The sequence below is a fragment of the Entomohabitans teleogrylli genome, assembly GCF_001484765.1.
Classification (GTDB): domain Bacteria; phylum Pseudomonadota; class Gammaproteobacteria; order Enterobacterales; family Enterobacteriaceae; genus Entomohabitans; species Entomohabitans teleogrylli.
In genome coordinates, this window is sequence record NZ_LLXO01000015.1 from 129,893 (window position 1) to 146,647 (window position 16,755).

At 51.5% G+C, this 16,755-nt stretch carries 14 protein-coding genes and 1 tRNA gene; 8 read left to right on the forward strand and 7 right to left on the reverse strand.

Annotated elements, in window-relative coordinates:
* Positions 1 to 178 precede the first annotated feature (178 nt).
* Positions 179 to 805: a TfoX/Sxy family DNA transformation protein gene (locus tag AQ981_RS18050; RefSeq protein ID WP_058913137.1), complete on the forward strand. Its 627-nt coding sequence runs from the start codon at positions 179 to 181 to the stop codon at positions 803 to 805.
* Here AQ981_RS18050 and yccS read toward each other — a convergent pair.
* Together yccS and AQ981_RS18060 are read right to left on the reverse strand one after the other, a co-directional pair.
* Positions 790 to 2,931, reverse strand: coding sequence for a YccS family putative transporter (yccS, locus tag AQ981_RS18055; protein WP_058913138.1), 2,142 nt, complete (start codon positions 2,929 to 2,931; stop codon positions 790 to 792). The genes AQ981_RS18050 and yccS overlap by 16 nt on opposite strands.
* Before the next feature lie 19 nt (positions 2,932 to 2,950).
* Positions 2,951 to 3,397: a YccF domain-containing protein gene (locus tag AQ981_RS18060; RefSeq protein WP_058913139.1), complete on the reverse strand. Its 447-nt coding sequence runs from the start codon at positions 3,395 to 3,397 to the stop codon at positions 2,951 to 2,953.
* Between the two features lie 124 nt (positions 3,398 to 3,521).
* Here AQ981_RS18060 and helD point away from each other — a divergent pair, with 124 nt between their 5' ends.
* Positions 3,522 to 5,576: a DNA helicase IV gene (gene helD, locus AQ981_RS18065; protein WP_058913140.1), complete on the forward strand. Its 2,055-nt coding sequence runs from the start codon at positions 3,522 to 3,524 to the stop codon at positions 5,574 to 5,576.
* A 2-nt stretch (positions 5,577 to 5,578) separates the two neighbouring features.
* Here helD and mgsA read toward each other — a convergent pair whose 3' ends face one another.
* Positions 5,579 to 6,037 (reverse strand): methylglyoxal synthase, encoded by a 459-nt coding sequence (gene mgsA / locus AQ981_RS18070; RefSeq protein ID WP_058913141.1) that lies wholly within the window; start codon positions 6,035 to 6,037, stop codon positions 5,579 to 5,581.
* A 205-nt stretch (positions 6,038 to 6,242) separates the two neighbouring features.
* Here mgsA and AQ981_RS18075 point away from each other — a divergent pair, with 205 nt between their 5' ends.
* Positions 6,243 to 6,656 (forward strand): CoA-binding protein, encoded by a 414-nt coding sequence (locus AQ981_RS18075; protein ID WP_058913142.1) that lies wholly within the window; start codon positions 6,243 to 6,245, stop codon positions 6,654 to 6,656.
* A 28-nt stretch (positions 6,657 to 6,684) separates the two neighbouring features.
* On the opposite strand, the gene hspQ is transcribed toward AQ981_RS18075, so the two are convergent.
* Both hspQ and rlmI read right to left on the reverse strand, forming a co-directional pair.
* Complete coding sequence (hspQ, locus tag AQ981_RS18080; protein ID WP_058913143.1) at positions 6,685 to 7,002, reverse strand: heat shock protein HspQ; 318 nt, start codon at positions 7,000 to 7,002, stop codon at positions 6,685 to 6,687.
* A 62-nt stretch (positions 7,003 to 7,064) separates the two neighbouring features.
* Complete coding sequence (gene rlmI / locus AQ981_RS18085; RefSeq protein ID WP_058913144.1) at positions 7,065 to 8,285, reverse strand: 23S rRNA (cytosine(1962)-C(5))-methyltransferase RlmI; 1,221 nt, start codon at positions 8,283 to 8,285, stop codon at positions 7,065 to 7,067.
* Between the two features lie 200 nt (positions 8,286 to 8,485).
* On the opposite strand from rlmI, the gene AQ981_RS18090 reads away from it, so the two are divergent.
* From AQ981_RS18090 to yccX, 3 genes are all read left to right on the forward strand, one after another.
* Positions 8,486 to 9,037, forward strand: a complete 552-nt coding sequence (locus tag AQ981_RS18090; protein ID WP_058913180.1) for a kinase inhibitor — start codon at positions 8,486 to 8,488, stop codon at positions 9,035 to 9,037.
* Positions 9,038 to 9,056: 19 nt separating this feature from the next.
* On the forward strand, positions 9,057 to 9,845 hold the full coding sequence (locus AQ981_RS18095) for a helix-turn-helix transcriptional regulator (RefSeq protein ID WP_058913145.1): 789 nt from the start codon (positions 9,057 to 9,059) through the stop codon (positions 9,843 to 9,845).
* 66 nt (positions 9,846 to 9,911) lie between these two features.
* Complete coding sequence (gene yccX, locus AQ981_RS18100; RefSeq protein ID WP_121500690.1) at positions 9,912 to 10,193, forward strand: acylphosphatase; 282 nt, start codon at positions 9,912 to 9,914, stop codon at positions 10,191 to 10,193.
* Here the strand turns inward: yccX and tusE are convergent, their stop codons facing one another.
* Together tusE and yccA are read right to left on the reverse strand one after the other, a co-directional pair.
* Positions 10,194 to 10,523 (reverse strand): sulfurtransferase TusE, encoded by a 330-nt coding sequence (tusE, locus tag AQ981_RS18105; RefSeq protein WP_058913147.1) that lies wholly within the window; start codon positions 10,521 to 10,523, stop codon positions 10,194 to 10,196. It abuts the gene before it with no gap.
* 151 nt (positions 10,524 to 10,674) lie between these two features.
* Positions 10,675 to 11,334: an FtsH protease modulator YccA gene (gene yccA / locus AQ981_RS18110; protein WP_058913148.1), complete on the reverse strand. Its 660-nt coding sequence runs from the start codon at positions 11,332 to 11,334 to the stop codon at positions 10,675 to 10,677.
* Positions 11,335 to 11,698: 364 nt separating this feature from the next.
* Between yccA and AQ981_RS18115 the strand changes: the two genes are divergently transcribed.
* Together AQ981_RS18115 and AQ981_RS18120 are read left to right on the forward strand one after the other, a co-directional pair.
* A tRNA-Ser gene (locus AQ981_RS18115) sits at positions 11,699 to 11,786 on the forward strand.
* A 703-nt stretch (positions 11,787 to 12,489) separates the two neighbouring features.
* Positions 12,490 to 16,677, forward strand: coding sequence for an autotransporter outer membrane beta-barrel domain-containing protein (locus tag AQ981_RS18120; protein ID WP_058913149.1), 4,188 nt, complete (start codon positions 12,490 to 12,492; stop codon positions 16,675 to 16,677).
* Positions 16,678 to 16,755 lie beyond the last annotated feature (78 nt).

Genomic DNA, 16,755 nt, shown 5'->3' on the forward strand with positions numbered 1-16,755 from the left:
AATGCTGAAATGGGTAAAGATCAACCTAAATTTCGGAAAGCATCTCGCAAATTCGTTTTGTAATAACGCTGAAAACAAAAATCTGATTGCCGATTGCCTGGAAGTTGCCTATTTTTCGGATAGCGGAACCGTTAATTAAATGATGAGATATTTACACCATGATATATAAGGAATAATCATGAAATCGAAATCATATGAAAGGGTGTATGAATCACAGGAGTTTTTCTCACCGTTGGGGAATGTGAGCTCGCGTTCCCTGTTCGGCGGGTATAGCCTTTCGATTGATGACACCGTCTTTGCCATGGTCTCAGAGGGGGAACTTTATCTGCGCGCTTGTGAGCAAACGCAGCCCTATTTCAGCCAGCATCAGGTTCCTGTACTGGCGATTCATAAACGTGGTCGGCCCGTAAGGTTAAACTATTTCCGGGTCGGCGAATCACTTTGGCAAAATCCTGAAACGCTTATGGATCTGGCGGCAAAGGCGCTGCAATCCGCCCGGGAAGAAAAGTCGGAGCAGGGGCTCAACCGGCGTCCGAAAGACCTGCCCAATATTACTCTCTACCTGGAGCTACTGCTATTTAAAGTCGGCATTGTTGATGAGTTTACCCTCAAACTACTCGGATCGCGCCAGAGCTGGTTAATGGTTCGTAAGTTAAATAAAGCGCTGGATGTCCGGACGCTTTATGCGCTGGAGGGGGCCATCTGCGGGCTGCATGTTGCTGCGCTCCCGGCGCAGATTCGCCAGGAGCTCAGGGAGTGGCTTGAGGATCAGATGGCCGAACATAATCGTCATACCGGGAGTTGATTAACCTGCAACTGGAGACGGCTTATTTCCGGTAATAGTGCAATCAATAACCCTATTTGCTGCAATACCAGCGGTTCTTTGCTGTCCGGGCGCGGCTCCAGGCTGGCGATACGCGCTTCCAGACTGGCCAGATATTGCTGGATGCGCGGCTCATCGTCAGGAGAGTGGTGCAGGGCGTCATCGACATAACAGACGGCATCGTCCAGTAGCGCCAGTATTTCCGGTGTGGACAGCTTTTCGCGATGAGCCCCCAGCGCGGAGATGTAGCTATTAAATGTGTGATTCAGGCAAAGCAGTCGGAAGGCCATCTCACGGGTTGCCGGAGTGATACGCGGCTCGCTGGACATATTAGAGACCACGGAGGCCAGCTCCGCGTCCCGGTTATGGGCATCACGCCGGGCAATACGGTAGTCCAGGCGGTTATCGCGTCCCTGGTGATATTGCTCAAGAATGGCATCCAGGTAGCGGCAGTTGGCATTAATGGCCCGGGAGATAACCTGCGGGAGACGGCGAAAACGCCAGTCTGGCCAGATAAAGCTGACTGCCGCCCAGGCTATGGCGCAGCCGACCAGGGTATCGATGACGCGTGGCAGGGCGACCTCGAACCCTTCGCCGAGCAGGTTAAAGCAGAGCAGTACCAGCAGTGTGATAAACATGGTGGCGTGGGCATACTGAACGTTGCGAAATGCGAAAAACAGTACTCCGGTAATGACGATCAGTGTCAACTGGCCTTCAATGGATGGAACCAACAATAACATCGGAATACCCAGGGCAATACCCGCCAGGGTACCGATGATTCTCAGCGCCAGCCGGCGACGGGTGGCGTTGTAGTTCGGCTGGCACACAAACAGGCTGGTCAGCAAAATCCAGTAACCATGGTGCATGCCGGTCACCTGAATGATGGCGTAACCCAGGCACAGAACAAGGGACATACGCACGGCATGGCGAAAGAGTGCGGATTCCGGCGTGAAGTTATGACGCAGGCGCAGCCAGATATCGCTGAAACCGTGCAGGCTATCGTCAGCCAGTTTGTTTTCCTGTTCATTACCTGAACTGGCCTGAGCCTGTTCAGATTCAATGGTGGCCAATTGAGCGTCGATCGCTTTCAGGTTATTGAGCAAGTAGCCGACGGCTTTCAGCTCAGGGAGGGATTTAGCGCCATTGGCGTTTTTAAAGCGCTCAATCGCTGCATCCAGATGGGAAAATGCCCGCTCAAAATGAGGATCGTGCTGGTAGGAGGTGCGTAGCAAAATGGATCGTGACAACTGCTGGCAGGCCAGCGCCTGCATGGAGAGCACCCGCTGGAAGCGGAACATAATGTCGGTATAGCGGAACGTATCCCGTAGCGTCTGATATTGAATGTGCGATGAACTTGCCCGCTCATGAATATCCTGGGCGACAAAGTAGTAATGCAGCGTGCGCCGGGTACCACGCTGGCCCCGGTCTCCACGCAGACGCGTCAGCAGCGAGGATTTAGTCTGGTTGAGGATAGTCACCAGTTGGCTGTTCGCCATCGCCAGATCGTACAACGGCGCCTGCTGTTCATCTTCAATATCAGGATCAAACAGCCGGGATTTTAGCTCAAGGTAGTGCGCCAGTTGTTCATAACAGCGCCCGAGGTTGTCCTGTAATGGTCGTATCGGGAATATCAGATGGCCTGCTAATGTCAGCAGGTTATACCACATAGCGCCCGCCAGCAGCAGTAGAGGCTGCTGATACCAGTGGTCATATAGCGAGATCCCCAGCATGGTATAAATTGCAATCAGCAGAGCGCCAAAGGCAATTGTCGCATAGCGCTGCCCAAGGCCGCCAAGCAGGATAAATCCGCTGGTGGATAGCGTCAGACCCAGAGCAAATAACCACGGCCATGGAAACAGCAGTTCCACGGATGCAGAGGCGATGAAAAAGCAAAACAGGGTGATGACCAGATTGCGCAAACGCCCGGTCAGCCGATCATCAAGATCGGCCAGCGCGGCGGCAACAACGCCAAGAATCAGGGGGATCGTGAGCTTAACGTCTTCAATCCACCAGGGAAGCGCCGCCGCGCCGCTTAGCGCCAGAAAGATTCGCAGGTTATAAAGCCAGGCGCTGTTCCAGGTGTAGCGGTGTAACAAAGGGCTGAGCATAACGTGTGGCTATCCTTACTCACTGAAAACGTTGGCGCGCGTTTGCTTCCCTGGCGGCCCGGGCGGTTTCCACAGAGACCACGCGACGACCTACCGGCCACAGCGCAATGGCGGCAATTTTAAAATTGGCGATGCCGACCGGTATTCCGATAATGGTCAGACATTGCGTAATACCCGTGATGATGTGCAATACGCACAGCCACCAGCCGAAGAAAATGAACCATAAAATATTGAGGAGCGTCCCGCCGGTATTCATCAGCGCGCTTTTGCTGTCGGGATTAAGCTCATCGACATGAATCGCCTCATTGCCATAGGGAACCAACGACAATTTCGTAATTTCCCAGCAGGCGCGGGTCAGAGGCAGGGTAAAGATAAAAATAATGCTGACTACAGTAGCCAGCAGCCATGAGGCTGTGGTCAGAAAACCACCTAAAACAAAGTTAAGTACATTCAGTACAGTACGCATAAATCTCCCGGGCTGCGCAGAAAACATTACTATGCTGATTGTATCGTGTTTTTACCTGGAGAGTGATTTCTCTGGCAGGTAAACTATCACCAGACTTATAGCGCAAACCGGATCAGATACTGGCATGGAACTGAAAGCGACCTCTCTTGGTAAACATCTGGCGCAGCACCCGTATAATCGCGTCAGGCTGCTGACCGCAGGTATTGAGGTTTCGGGCGATCGCCACGAATACCTGATTCCGTTTAACCAGTTACTGGCCATTAACTGTAAGCGTGGCCTGGTCTGGGGGGAGCTGGAGTTTGTTCTTCCCGGGGATAAGGTGGTACGCCTTCACGGTACCGAATGGGGCGACACCCAGCGTTTTTATCACCACTTATCCCTGAACTGGCAGCGCTGGAGCGAGGAGATGAGCATTATCTCCGCCAGTGTGCTGCAGGAACAGCTTGATGCCATCAGTCACCTGACCAGCGGAGAGCGCTGGTTTAAACGTGAAGACGTTGAGCAGCTACAGGCGCGGCTTCGGGAAGCCCTTATCGCGCTGCCTTTGCCTCACCAGCGTATGACATCATTTGATAACTGTCGGGAAAACTGGCTGTTGTGTCAGAGCTGGCTGGCGGAAGGTGAAAAACGTCGTGATGAGATTAATGCGCGTTTTACTGACGTAATGCTTGAGCGCTATGCGGACTTCTTCCGGGATGTGGAAAGTTCCCCCCTTAACCCTTCGCAGGCCAGAGCCGTCGTTAACGGAGAAACCACGTTGCTGGTGCTGGCGGGGGCCGGTAGCGGGAAGACCTCCGTTCTGGTTGCCCGGGCGGGGTGGTTACTCGCGCGTGGAGAGGCGTCCGCAGAGCAGATTTTGCTGCTGGCTTTCGGACGCCAGGCCGCGCAGGAGATGGATCAGCGGGTAGAAGAGCGGCTCCATACTACGGAGATGACTGCCCGCACGTTTCATGCGCTGGCGTTGCATATTATCCAGCAGGGAGGGCGAAAGGTGCCCGTTGTCAGCGAGCTGGAGAGCGATACGTCTGCCAGGCATCGGCTGTTGATTGAGGCGTGGCGGCAGCAGTGTCGCGAAAAAAAGGCTCAGGCGAAAGGCTGGCGGCAGTGGCTGGAAGAAGAACTACTGTGGACAATTCCCGAAGGGGATTTCTGGCAGGATGAGAAACTGGCGAGGCGCCTGGCGCCGCGTCTTGAACGCTGGTTAGGTTTGATGAGAATGCACGGTGGTTCTCAGGCCGGGATGATAGCTTCCTGTCCTGAAGCGTGCCGCGATAATTTTCAGAAGCGCATTAAACTGATGTCGCCGATCCTTAAAGCCTGGAAGTCAGCGCTGAAAGCCCAGGATGCGGTGGATTTTTCCGGGCTGATTCACCAGGCCGTCAATGTGCTGGATAAAGGGCGTTTTGTCAGCCCGTGGAAACATATTCTTGTTGATGAGTTTCAGGATATTTCGCCGCAGCGGGCCGCACTGCTTGCCGCGCTGCGGCGGCAGAATACGCATACTACGCTGTTTGCCGTGGGCGATGACTGGCAGGCTATCTACCGCTTCAGCGGCGCAGAGTTAGGCCTGACTACCTCCTTTAGCCACCATTTTGGTGCAGGGGATTTGTGTGCGCTGGACACCACCTATCGATTTAATGACCGAATTGGCGATATCGCTAACCGCTTTATCCAGCAGAATCCGCAACAGCTTGCCAAACCGCTGAACAGCCTGACCCGGGGCGATAAAAAATCGCTGTTGTTGTTGCCTGAAGATCAGCTTGATGCATTGCTGGATAAGCTCAGCGGTTTTGCCACGTCGCAACAGCGGATTCTGGTGCTGGGTCGTTACCATTATTTGCGTCCTTCGGCGCTGGAAAAAGCGTCAACCCGCTGGCCGAAACTGAACATTGATTTCATGACGATTCACGCCAGTAAAGGTCAGCAGGCTGACTACGTAATCATTCTCGGGCTGCGGGACGGAAAAGAGGGTTTTCCAGCGCCAGCCAGGGAATCGGTTATCGAACAGGCGCTGCTGCCGCAGCCGGAAGATTATCCTAATGCGGAAGAACGGCGCCTGCTGTATGTCGCGCTGACCCGGGCGCGGCACCGGGTATGGCTGCTGTATGATAAAGAGGCGCCGTCAGTATTTGTCGATGAGCTGGAACACCTGGGCGTTCCAGCCGTGAGAAAGCCGTAAATTTATTTCAGGCGGTCGGCGAGGTAGCGTTGGTAGTCCGGGATCAGGATCTCAACGCTTTCGCTGAAATTGGCGGACTGAATAATAAAATCTGCTGTCGACAGGTTAGTCGCCACCGGAATGTTCCAGACCGTCGCCAGGCGCAACAAGGCTTTGACATCCGGATCGTGCGGTACCGCGTTGAGCGGGTCCCAGAAAAAGATAAGCACGTCAACGTTACCTTCCGAGATCAACGCTCCGACCTGCTGATCGCCCCCCATCGGACCGCTGAGTAACGCCTCCACCGGTAAACCGCTGGCGCGCTGGATCAGATTTCCGGTAGTCCCCGTGGCGCACAGGGCGTGTTTAGCGAGGATAGCTTTGTGGCGCTCTACCCATTTTAACAGCATCTCTTTACAGTGATCGTGTGCCACCAGCGCGATATGCTTGCGCGGCGCGAGTGTACGTGTGGTTAGTTCCATGTTCTCTACCTGGCAGATTAAAATTGTTCCCAGCTTACTGGAAGCGACTGATGCTGCAAGATTCACGATCAAAAAAAGCCGCTTCTGCTGACCGGCATCCTGTTTCGCTGCGCGTCTGGATACTCCCTGTACAGTATCAGGCTCCTGGACCGGGCGGGCATGACCGGTTTAGCATACACTTTTGCAGGATGACTCAGGGGGATCTATGAAAGAAACCGATATTGCAGAGATTTTAAAGAATACCCATACCATCGCGCTGGTGGGAGCCAGCGACAAGCCGGATCGGCCCAGTTATCGCGTGATGGCCTATTTACTGGAGCAGGGATATCACGTGATTCCCGTTTCCCCAAAAGTGGCAGGAAAGACTTTGATGGGGCAGCAGGGCTACGGTTCTCTGGCCGAGGTACCGGAAAAAATTGATATGGTGGATGTCTTTCGCAATGCGGAGGCAGCCTGGGAGGTAGCTCAGGAGGCGATAGCCGTCGGCGCGAAGACGCTGTGGCTTCAGTTAGGGGTGATTAATGATCAGGCCGCGGTGCTGGCGCGCGATGCGGGCCTTAATGTGGTGATGGATCGTTGCCCTGCAATAGAAATCCCGCGGCTGGGGCTGGCGAAATAGCAAAAACCCCGCGGCTGCGGGGTTTAGCTTAGTTGCGCAGGCGAGGTGCCTGTAGCTGACGACGAATCGAAGCGGCCAGTTCGTCCATTGATGGCTGCTCAGGATGTTCCTGCTGAATCTCGCCGCTCAATTGCGCCTCTGCCAGATACGTATGGACCGCATGACCATCATCGTCTTCCATCACGACGTGGTACCACGGGGCAGAGCGCAACTCTGCATTTACCGCCAGTTCGTCCGCTGCCGGCTCCTCCAGCGAGTATTCAGGGTCAATGTCCACTACAACGCCGAGGTAGCCTAACAGGGAATGACGCACTTGCTGGCCAATACCAAATTTGCTGGCAATCATAGTCACCTCCCGAAAAACGTTACTTCTGCTGTTAATATGTGGGCAGCTTTCCCTTTTTCAAGTTACATGATGCGGCAGGCGAAACCTTTCAGATAAAGCCCTTCCGGATAGCTGGCGATCACCGGATGGTCAGCTGCCTGGCGGAACTGCTCTATTAATTGTATATCACGCCCGGCATCAAGTGCGGCATCTGCAACGATTTTCTGAAATAAATCGCTGGTCATTAATCCGGAGCAGGAAAAGGTCAGTAATGTCCCACCGGGATTCAGCAACTGTATCGCCAGCATATTAATGTCTTTATAACCACGGCAGGCGCCGGCCAGTTGACCTTTGTTTTCAACAAACTTGGGCGGATCCATGATGATAACGTCGAATTTCTCCCCGTCATCGCGATATTTGCGAAGCAATTTAAAGACATCGTCACGGACAAATTGCGCTTTTTGCAGATCCAGACCATTAAGTTCAACGTTCTGTCTGGCAATATCCAGTGCTTCCTGAGAGGTATCGACGCTGATAACCTGGCTGCAGCTTCCCATCAATGCCGACACAGCAAAACCACCGGTATAGGAAAAACAGTTCAGGACGCGTCGGTTGGTGACATAACGACGCGTGGCGTAGCGGCTGTCGCGCTGATCCAGGTAATAACCGGTTTTATGGCCGTGGCGAATGTCCACCAGGAGTTGCATACCGTGTTCTTCAATGGGCAGCAGATCCGGGGGAAGCTCGCCGCAAACCGGCCCATGAGTCAGCTCCAGTCCCTCTTTTTTGCGCACGGCGACATCAGAGCGATCGTAGATGCTACTGTCCGGGTAGAGGGTTTGTAGCGCCGAAAGTAGTGCGGCGCGCTGGTATTCCGCACCGGCGGATAAGAGCTGTAATACCAGAAATGGCCCAAAGCGATCGATGGTGACGCCCGGTAACCCATCAGACTCGCCGGCAATCAGGCGATAACTATTCAGATTATCCCGTTCGGCAAGCTCATTACGCCACTGCTGAGCGCGCTCCAGGCGGCGGATAAAAAACGCGGTGTCGATGGCTTCTGCGGCATCGAATGTCCAGACTCTGGCGCGAATTTGTGACGCCGGGGACCACGCGCCGCGGGCAAGCCATTTCCCCTGATGATCGACAATATCGACAGTTTCCCCCGAGCGCGCCTTACCTTCCAGGCGGGCAACCGCGCCGGAAAAAACCCAGGGATGGCGGCGCAGCAGCGATTTTTCGCGCCCTTTTGCTAATACCACCCGGGGAAGGGCGGCGGATTGAGTATGCGTGGAAGCTGTCATCAACATTTACCTGCTAAAACGGTATCAGCCCGGTGAATCGGACCAGAAAGAAAGGGGCGTAGCGTAGCACAGCCCCGGCTCTGACAACAGGGACCGGCAGTGAGCGTTTCGGCACAAAATGAAAACGTTTCGGCACAATACTGAGCTGAGCTGTCCGGTACGCTGTTCCTCAGGACTAACCTGAGGAGCAAGGTATGATAATGAAATACATCAGTGCAGTTGTGTTAAGCGCCAGCATGAGTTTTAGCGCCCAGTCTGCAGAGCCGTTTACCCTGACCAGTCAGGATATTGGCGCCGGTAATACCCTGAATGAGAATCAGTTGTATCAGGGTTTTGGCTGCGCCGGGAAAAATCAGTCTCCGCAATTGTCGTGGTCGGGGGTGCCAGAAGGAACCCGGAGTTTTGCGCTGGTGGCTTTTGACCCGGATGCGCCGACCGGGAGCGGCTGGTGGCACTGGACGGTAGTCAATATTCCGCGACAAGTGTCCCGACTGGAGAGCGGCGCCGGAGACCGGAGCGGAAACCAGTTGCCTGCCGGCGCAGTCCAGGGGCGCAATGACTTTGGCTATGCCGGTTACGGCGGCGCATGTCCCCCGGCCGGCGATAAGCCGCATCGCTACCGTTTCACACTTTGGGCGCTGAATGTCGACAGGTTACCGATTGATGGTGATGCATCCGGTGCGCTGGTAGGATTTATGCTGCACAATCATGCCATTGCCCGCGCGGATCTGACAGCAGTCTATCGCCGCTAAACGAATACAGGAGCCCCGAGTGTCGGACGTTCGCTACCAGTTTAATGATCTATCGGCCGCGCAAGTTGTTTCTACCCGCAAACACAAGCTACATCGTGTCCGGCTGTTTGCGCCGGCTGTCTGCCGGGTAGAGCAGGGCAGTAAAATCATTGTTCAGGGGGCGCGTCAAATGAGCGCCACTACCGCTGAGCTGATCGTGCTGCCGGCGGATATTGATATGGAGGTTATTAATCAACCTGCTGGCGGGCGATTTTGTTCCCGGATGCTCAGTTTGTCCGCCGATATACTGGCTTTATTCCGGGAACGCTATGTGCTTTCTCCAGTCACTGCAAAAATGACCTCCTGGTGTGTACCTGCCGATCGCGACCTGCTGCTGATGTGGCATAACGCTTTGCGGTCGGTAGAAACGGACTCCTCGCCGGAAATGCGTGTCCATCAGGTTCATGGATTACTGCTGGCGCTATATCAGGCGGGATATGGCTGGCCGCTGCTCAGGGAGCGCCACGCTTCGCTGACGGATAATGTACGGCAAGTAGTGATGCTGGCGCCGGCGGAAAACTGGAGTGTTAAAAAGGTCGCCGGGCAATTGCATATGGGGGAATCCACCTTGCGCCGCCGTCTGCAGCAGGAGTCCTCTTCATTTCGGACTCTGGTTGAAGAAGTTCGAATGGCTTATGCGCTTACCCGGCTGCAAACCACGGCGTTGCCGATTGGTGAGATCGCTCATCAATGCGGCTATCTTTCACCATCACGTTTTACAGCCCGTTTTCAGCAACACTATGGTTTGCTTCCGCGACATGTACGCTGAAGCGTGGGGTGATTGTTTGTTATGCTGAGTTAATTAGTCATGTACGCCAGCGATGTGGAGGGGAAAATTATGTCTGTGTGCATAATGGCCTGGGTGTATGGCCGGGTTCAGGGCGTAGGGTTCCGCTACAGCACCCAGTGGGAAGCCCGGCGCCTGGGGGTTAGCGGCTATGCCCGCAATCTGGATGATGGCAGCGTAGAAGTACTGGCCTGCGGCGAACAGGCGGAGGTTGAGCAACTGCTTGCCTGGCTTAAGGCCGGGGGGCCGCGAGGCGCCCGGGTGGATAAAGTGGTCACTGAACCTCATCACCCGGGGCAGGAGTGGACCAGGTTCAGTATTCGCTACTGATTAAATACATTTAACCGGTTTGGGCAACCCGGCGATTTTGGTTGCCTGCTTTGCCGGGCCTTTCGGAAACAGGCGATACAGATAGCGGCTGTTGCCTTTATCCTCACCAAATTTACTGGCCATCGCCTTTACCAGCATGCGGATTGCCGGTGAGGTGTTAAATTCCAGATAGAAGTCGCGCACAAAGCGCACCACTTCCCAGTGTTCGGCAGAAAGCGTGATATTTTCCTGCGCGGCGATAACTTCAGCCATAGGTTCAGTCCACTGCTGACTGTTCTTCAGGTAGCCTTCGCTATCGGTTTCGATTTCGCGGCCTTCAAAAATAAACATATGCATCCGGTTTTACTTTCAAACTGGGCGCAGTGTAGCAAAATTTGCCTGCTAACCACAAAGCCCGGTAAACAGCGCTATCTGCGGTTTTGTCCACAAAAAAAGCCCCGCGAAGCGGGGCCTGGATTGATATCAGCGGGCAGAGGGGTGATTAATCGCGGCTGGAAAAGCCCAGGATACTCAGCAGGCTGATGAAAATGTTATACAGCGACACATACAGGCTAACGGTTGCCCGGATATAGTTGGTTTCGCCGCCGTGGATGATATTGCTGGTCTCATACAAAATGGCGCCGGTTGAGATCAGAATAAACACGGCGCTGATTGCCAGATGCAGAGCCGGCAATTGCAGGAAGATGTTCGCTACCATACCGATCAGCACTACCACGATGCCGGCCATCAGCATCCCGCCGAGGAAGGACATGTCTTTACGGGTGGTCAGGACATAAGCGGAGCAGCAGAAGAACACCAGTGCGGTGCCGCCCAGCGCCAGCGCAATAACATCCCCCATTCCGGCGGACAGATAAGCGTTCAGGATTGGTCCAAGGATATAGCCCAGAAAGCCGGTGAACGCGAAGGCAGCCAGAATACCGGTTGGTTTATTCGCCAGGCGGTAGGTCAGGAACATCAGACCATACATACCGACCAGCGTCAGGATCAGGCCCGGCGAAGGGAGTGCAAGCACGGTGCTGGCGGTGGCGGTGATCGCCGAAAACGCCAGCGTCAGGCTCAGCAGAAAATAGGTGTTACGCAAAACCTTATGAGTACTGAGTAGCGATGTACGGTCGCGGGACGAGGTAATAATGCGATCCATGAATAACTCTCTCTAATTACAGGTGTTGTCAGTGTGTGAGAATAGGGTCGCAGACGGCAAGATTAAAGGGTTTTTACCCATCTTTACGCTGTTGAATAGTGCATTTGCGCTAAGGTCTGGCGGGACTTTTCCCCAGGCAACTCAGGACAAATCGTCGCAAAGCGTTGTTTGCTGGATAACCGGCTACAGGCCTGGCAGTAGGGTAATCGGCAGGAGAGTCATAGTGGGGCCGGTAAAGGCGCTGTTTAACTGAGCAATTTGTTTGCAATTCATGCAAATAACATCATTTTGTTTGTTTTTTGGTCGGTCGAGTTAAATCGGGCTTTACATGGTCGAACGGGATGTTTATAGTTCGCGTCATTCTGGAAGTGTGGCCGAGCGGTTGAAGGCACCGGTCTTGAAAACCGGCGACTCGAAAGGGTCCCAGAGTTCGAATCTCTGCGCTTCCGCCATATAAAACAAGGGGTTGACGAAAGTCAGCCCCTTTGCTTTTTGGGCCGAAGAATAAAAAAAGAATATTTTCGAAGAGTATCCACTGTTCCCGTTTGCATAGTTATTCACTTTCTTCAGTGACGGTACCTCGATCGTTGTCGGGATATTTACCTCTCTAATGTATATCTGTCATTTTTCAACGATATTATCTTGCACTGGTCACAGTATTCTTTCTCTTTATTGTCCTGTCTGGGGAAACTCCTGTTCGGATTTTTCCCTTTTCTACCTACAAAAATACGAGAGCAACTACAGGTGTTGATACTGAAATAAATCTCATCTTATTTACTAACAAAAACGGTTCCTGATTGTTTTTGCAATTACCAGTCAGGTGAAAAAAATCCTAAAAATGTGCAGGCATCATTTTCTTGTAAGATAATCAAGGGAAATGATTCGTTTTTACCAGTAAATGGAGGGAAATGCTGAGAATACAGGTAAACCATCCTAAGAATATCATCTGGCTTATGATATTGATTGTAATTACCTTCCTTCCGTATGAAAAGAATTCCCCAGCCATATGAAAAATTATCATTATTAATGATGACATTATGCTTTTTGTGATAGGTGTCAAAAGGCGAGTCTATTACTGATGCAGAGTTATATGTAAGATGTTTCTGAAGATTAAAAAGTCACTAAAAAGATTCATTTGTTAAGGAATGATAAATAATGAATAGAAGTTATAACATTGTCTGGAGTGCCGCGCGTAATATGTTTATCGTGGCCTCGGAATTTGCCCGGAACGGTGGGGGCATGCGCAGCAAAATCCGAATTACCTCTCTGATTTCCTCGTTCCTTTGCATTGCTGGTGGTGTGCAGGCAGAAGATCGCATTTTCTCAGTCTCTCAGCCTGGTCATTATGATATCAGTGGTATCTATACTTCTAACAACCTGGATCTTAATGGCGAGGGTACTCCTGCTGTCTCTGCCTGGGGATGGGGAGGCGGTGAGATTATCATTAATGACAGCGCTCAGGTGACAATTATTACCTCTGGTGTGGGTTCTAAAGGAATTTTTATGCATGGTGCTGATACGGCCCTTACGCTAGATAGCAAAGGATGGTCCGTGCTAACAACAGGTAAAAATTCGGACGCCGTAGTTGCTGATTCAGGAAGCGCTATTTCCATGTCAGGAGGCAGTGTTACCACCAAAGATGAATTCTCTGTAGGAATATACTCATCTCATGCAAATAGTGTGATAACTCTTGATGATGTTACTGTTGCTACTGCTGGAGTTTGGGCTACTGGCCTGAAAGCAGCTTACGGCGGAACTATGAACATGGTTAACGGTAATGTTTCGACGGAAAGTGTATCTGCCAACGGTGCACTTGTATCCGGAACCGGGAGCAGTATTAATTTAAAGGATGTTGCTATCTCTACCACAGGACGTTTGAGTACTGGACTGGCAGCAGACGATAATGCACTGCTTACGATAACTGCCGGCAGCGTGGTTACTTCTGGTGAGAGTTCTTTAGGCGTAACGTCATATAACAACAGTGTGGTTATCCTGGAGGGGACTACGGTATCAACCTCAGGTGCGAGTGCTGACGGTTTGCGTACATATCTTGGCGGTATTATTAATGCTACCGATGGTAGTATCACAACAACTGGTAACCTGGCCTATGGCATTTATTCCGGTGACATCGATAGTGCAATCACCCTGAATAATATGGCTATCTCTACTATTGGTAAGGATGCTCACGGTTTATTTTCGCATGGTAGCATCACCATGAACAACGGTAGTATTGAAACTACCGGGCGCTATGCTGATGGTGTCAGAAACGATAGCGCTTCACTGTTAACGCTGAGTCAGGTTGATATAACGACCAGGGGTCATGATGCCCTCGGGCTAAACACTTATGGCGGAGATGTCTCTATAACTGGTGGGTCATTAAATACAGCGGGTAACTATGCTGATGGTGTCAGAAACAATAGCACCTCACTGGTGGAATTGAGTCAGGTCGATATAACGACCAGAGGTAATAGTTCTCCGGGATTGTATACCTATCGGGGTGATATCTCCATGGCTGGCGGAACCTTAAAAACAATTGGCGACTATGCCTATGGCGCCCGGACCTATGGTGCCAGGATTCTGATAGATAATGTTGATGTGTCTACTTCAGGCGATAACGCTTATGGAGTATCTGCCGTTATAGGTGGTAGTATCGGTATGGCTGGTGGTAGCGTACAAACTACTGGCGCTGATGCTCACGGTATTGATGTTTATTCTGCAGATATTCAATTAAACAACGTTGTAGTGGCTACTCAAGGTGAAGGTAGTAATGGTCTACACATCGAGGGGGGAGGAAGCATAACTGGCAACAACCTGACTGTCACCAGTGATAAATCATGGGGAGTTGCGCTGGATACCAGTTGGGGGGAGGCGGCAGTTTCACTAACGAACAGCCAGGTAACTGGTAATAGCATGGCATATTATCTGGGCCCGCAAAGTGATTATAATCCCGATAATGTCAGTACGTTACTCGTCAATGGCGGCAGTGTTACTACTTCTGCAGCGGATGGCAGCGCATTTTATGTAGCTTCTGGCGCTGCTAACATCACCGTCGATGGGTTGAAAACTATCAACTCGGCTAATCTTTTGAACGTTAATGAGAGAATCAGCGATAGTGTCATCTTTCGTGCCAGAAATCACAGCAACCTGAATGGCGCGATTCATGCCGCAAGCGATAACGTGATACTGGATCTGGATGAAACCAGTCGTTGGACGGTTAGCGGAAGTTCTGAAATCGGGAATATTACCAGCGCTGGCGTGATTAATCTTGATACTGCCGCAGGTTCACTCTCTGTTGGGCAATTGATGCTCGCAGACAGTAGCGTACTTAATATTAATCTGGATCCGACGGTCAGTGATCCAGTAGTCACCGCCGGTAGTGCCAGTGTTGCTGGTACGCTGAATATTACCGGTATTGGCAATATTAAAACTCCATTAATGACAGCTCCATATACTTTTACTTTGCTCAATACAGATAGTGCGATTCACGGCGATTTCAGTCATTTCACTATCGCGGGAATGGGCGCGAAAAAGACTGATTTTCTGACTGTCGATGGGCGAATTAATCCTGGCGATAATACCCGCTATGAACTGGCTACCTCGCTTTCCTGGTATGCGGATAGAGATAATGCCGCGACCAGAGCGCACGGTACCTTTACGTTGAGCGAAGCGAACGGTAGTTTTACAGTAAATAGTCGCCTTGAGGATGTTGCGGATACGCTTGTTCCTACTAACACTAGTGATTGGGATGGGAAATCGCTCACTAAGTTGGGTAGTGGAACGTTGGTTCTCTCTGCGGCCAATACATACAGCGGTACTACCGATATCAAAGAAGGTACCTTATGGCTGTCAGATAGTGGTGTCATTGGTATTACTGGCAGCATGCAAAATATTAACATTATTTCAGGTGCTACCTTCGGTGGCAGTGGCGTTACCAATGGTAATGTCTTTAATAATGGTAATATTGCAATGAGTCGGGAGGGGGAAACAGCCCATACTCTGACGATTAACGGTAACTATACCGGTAATAGCGGCAACCTTTATTTTAATACCCAATTGGGTGATGACAACTCACTAACAGATAAGCTAAAGATCTCCGGAGACACTGCGGGGAGTTCTACCGTTTATATCGCTAATGCTGGTGGTCAGGGCGCGCTGACAAACAGAGGTATTGGGATCATTGAAGTCGGAGGTGAGTCAAACGGGATTTTCGCCCAGGGAAATCAGGTGCAAATTGGGTTATATGAATACCGTTTATATAAAGATGGCGGCGACTGGTATTTGCGTTCACAGGCAACAACGCCAGTTGACCCGGGTGACGGAGATGGGGGGGATGTGACGCCGGTAGACCCGACAGATCCAGGTGACGGAAACGGTGGAGATATTACACCAGCAGTCCCTCAATATCGGGCAGACATTGGAGCATATCTTGGCAATCAGTGGATGGCGCGTAGTTTGCAGATGCAGACACTTTATGATCGTGAAAGCAGCCAGTACTTCAGTGAAGATGGCAGCATGTGGATGCGTTTTAAAGCCGGTAAAGCGGAATCAAAAGCAGCGAACAGCAATGTTGATATCAGTAGTAACTATTCCTCTTTGCAGATTGGCGGCGATGTTATTAGCTGGGGTAATGGTGAGCAAAGTCTGGCTCTTGGCTTGATGGCTGGATATATTAATGCCCGTACTAACAGTACCGGCAATCGTGGCGCAGACGGCAGTCTCTTCTCAGCAAAGGGTAATGTAGAAGGTTACAATCTCGGCGTTTATGCAACCTGGTTTGCGGATACCAAAAACCATCGTGGTTTGTACATCGACAGTTGGTATCAATATGGTATTTTCGATAACACCGTTAAAAATGGTGATGCTGGGTCGAGAAGTTATGACTCCACTGCCAGTGCGCTTTCCCTTGAGGCAGGATACCGTTACGATTTTGTTCTGAAAAACGGTAACAGCATCGGTTTGACGCCGCAGGCGCAGGTCACATGGCAAAGATACGATGCGGATCGTGTTATAGATCAAAACGCAACCCGCATTGATGGGCAGGATAGCGATAACTGGACAACGCGACTGGGGTTGAGATTGGATGGGCGTTTGCATAAAGAGCCTGCATCGATTATTCAGCCATTTGCGGAAGTCAATTGGTTGCATACCAGCGATGACGCATCTGTGGCATTTAATAATACCAGTGTTCAGATGGCATTACCCGCTGACAGGGCAGAGTTGAAAACGGGTATCAGGGTCAACATGGATAATCGCTGGAGTATTACTGGGCAGGTGAGTGGTCAGATAGGCAGTGATAATTACAGTGACCTTAACGGTAGCCTCAACGTGCGTTATAGTTGGTAGTTCATATATCACAATGACTCTCCCCGCAGGGAGAGTCATTGTGGTCTTTCTTTCTCTTTGCTTCTGCAAAGAGATAAA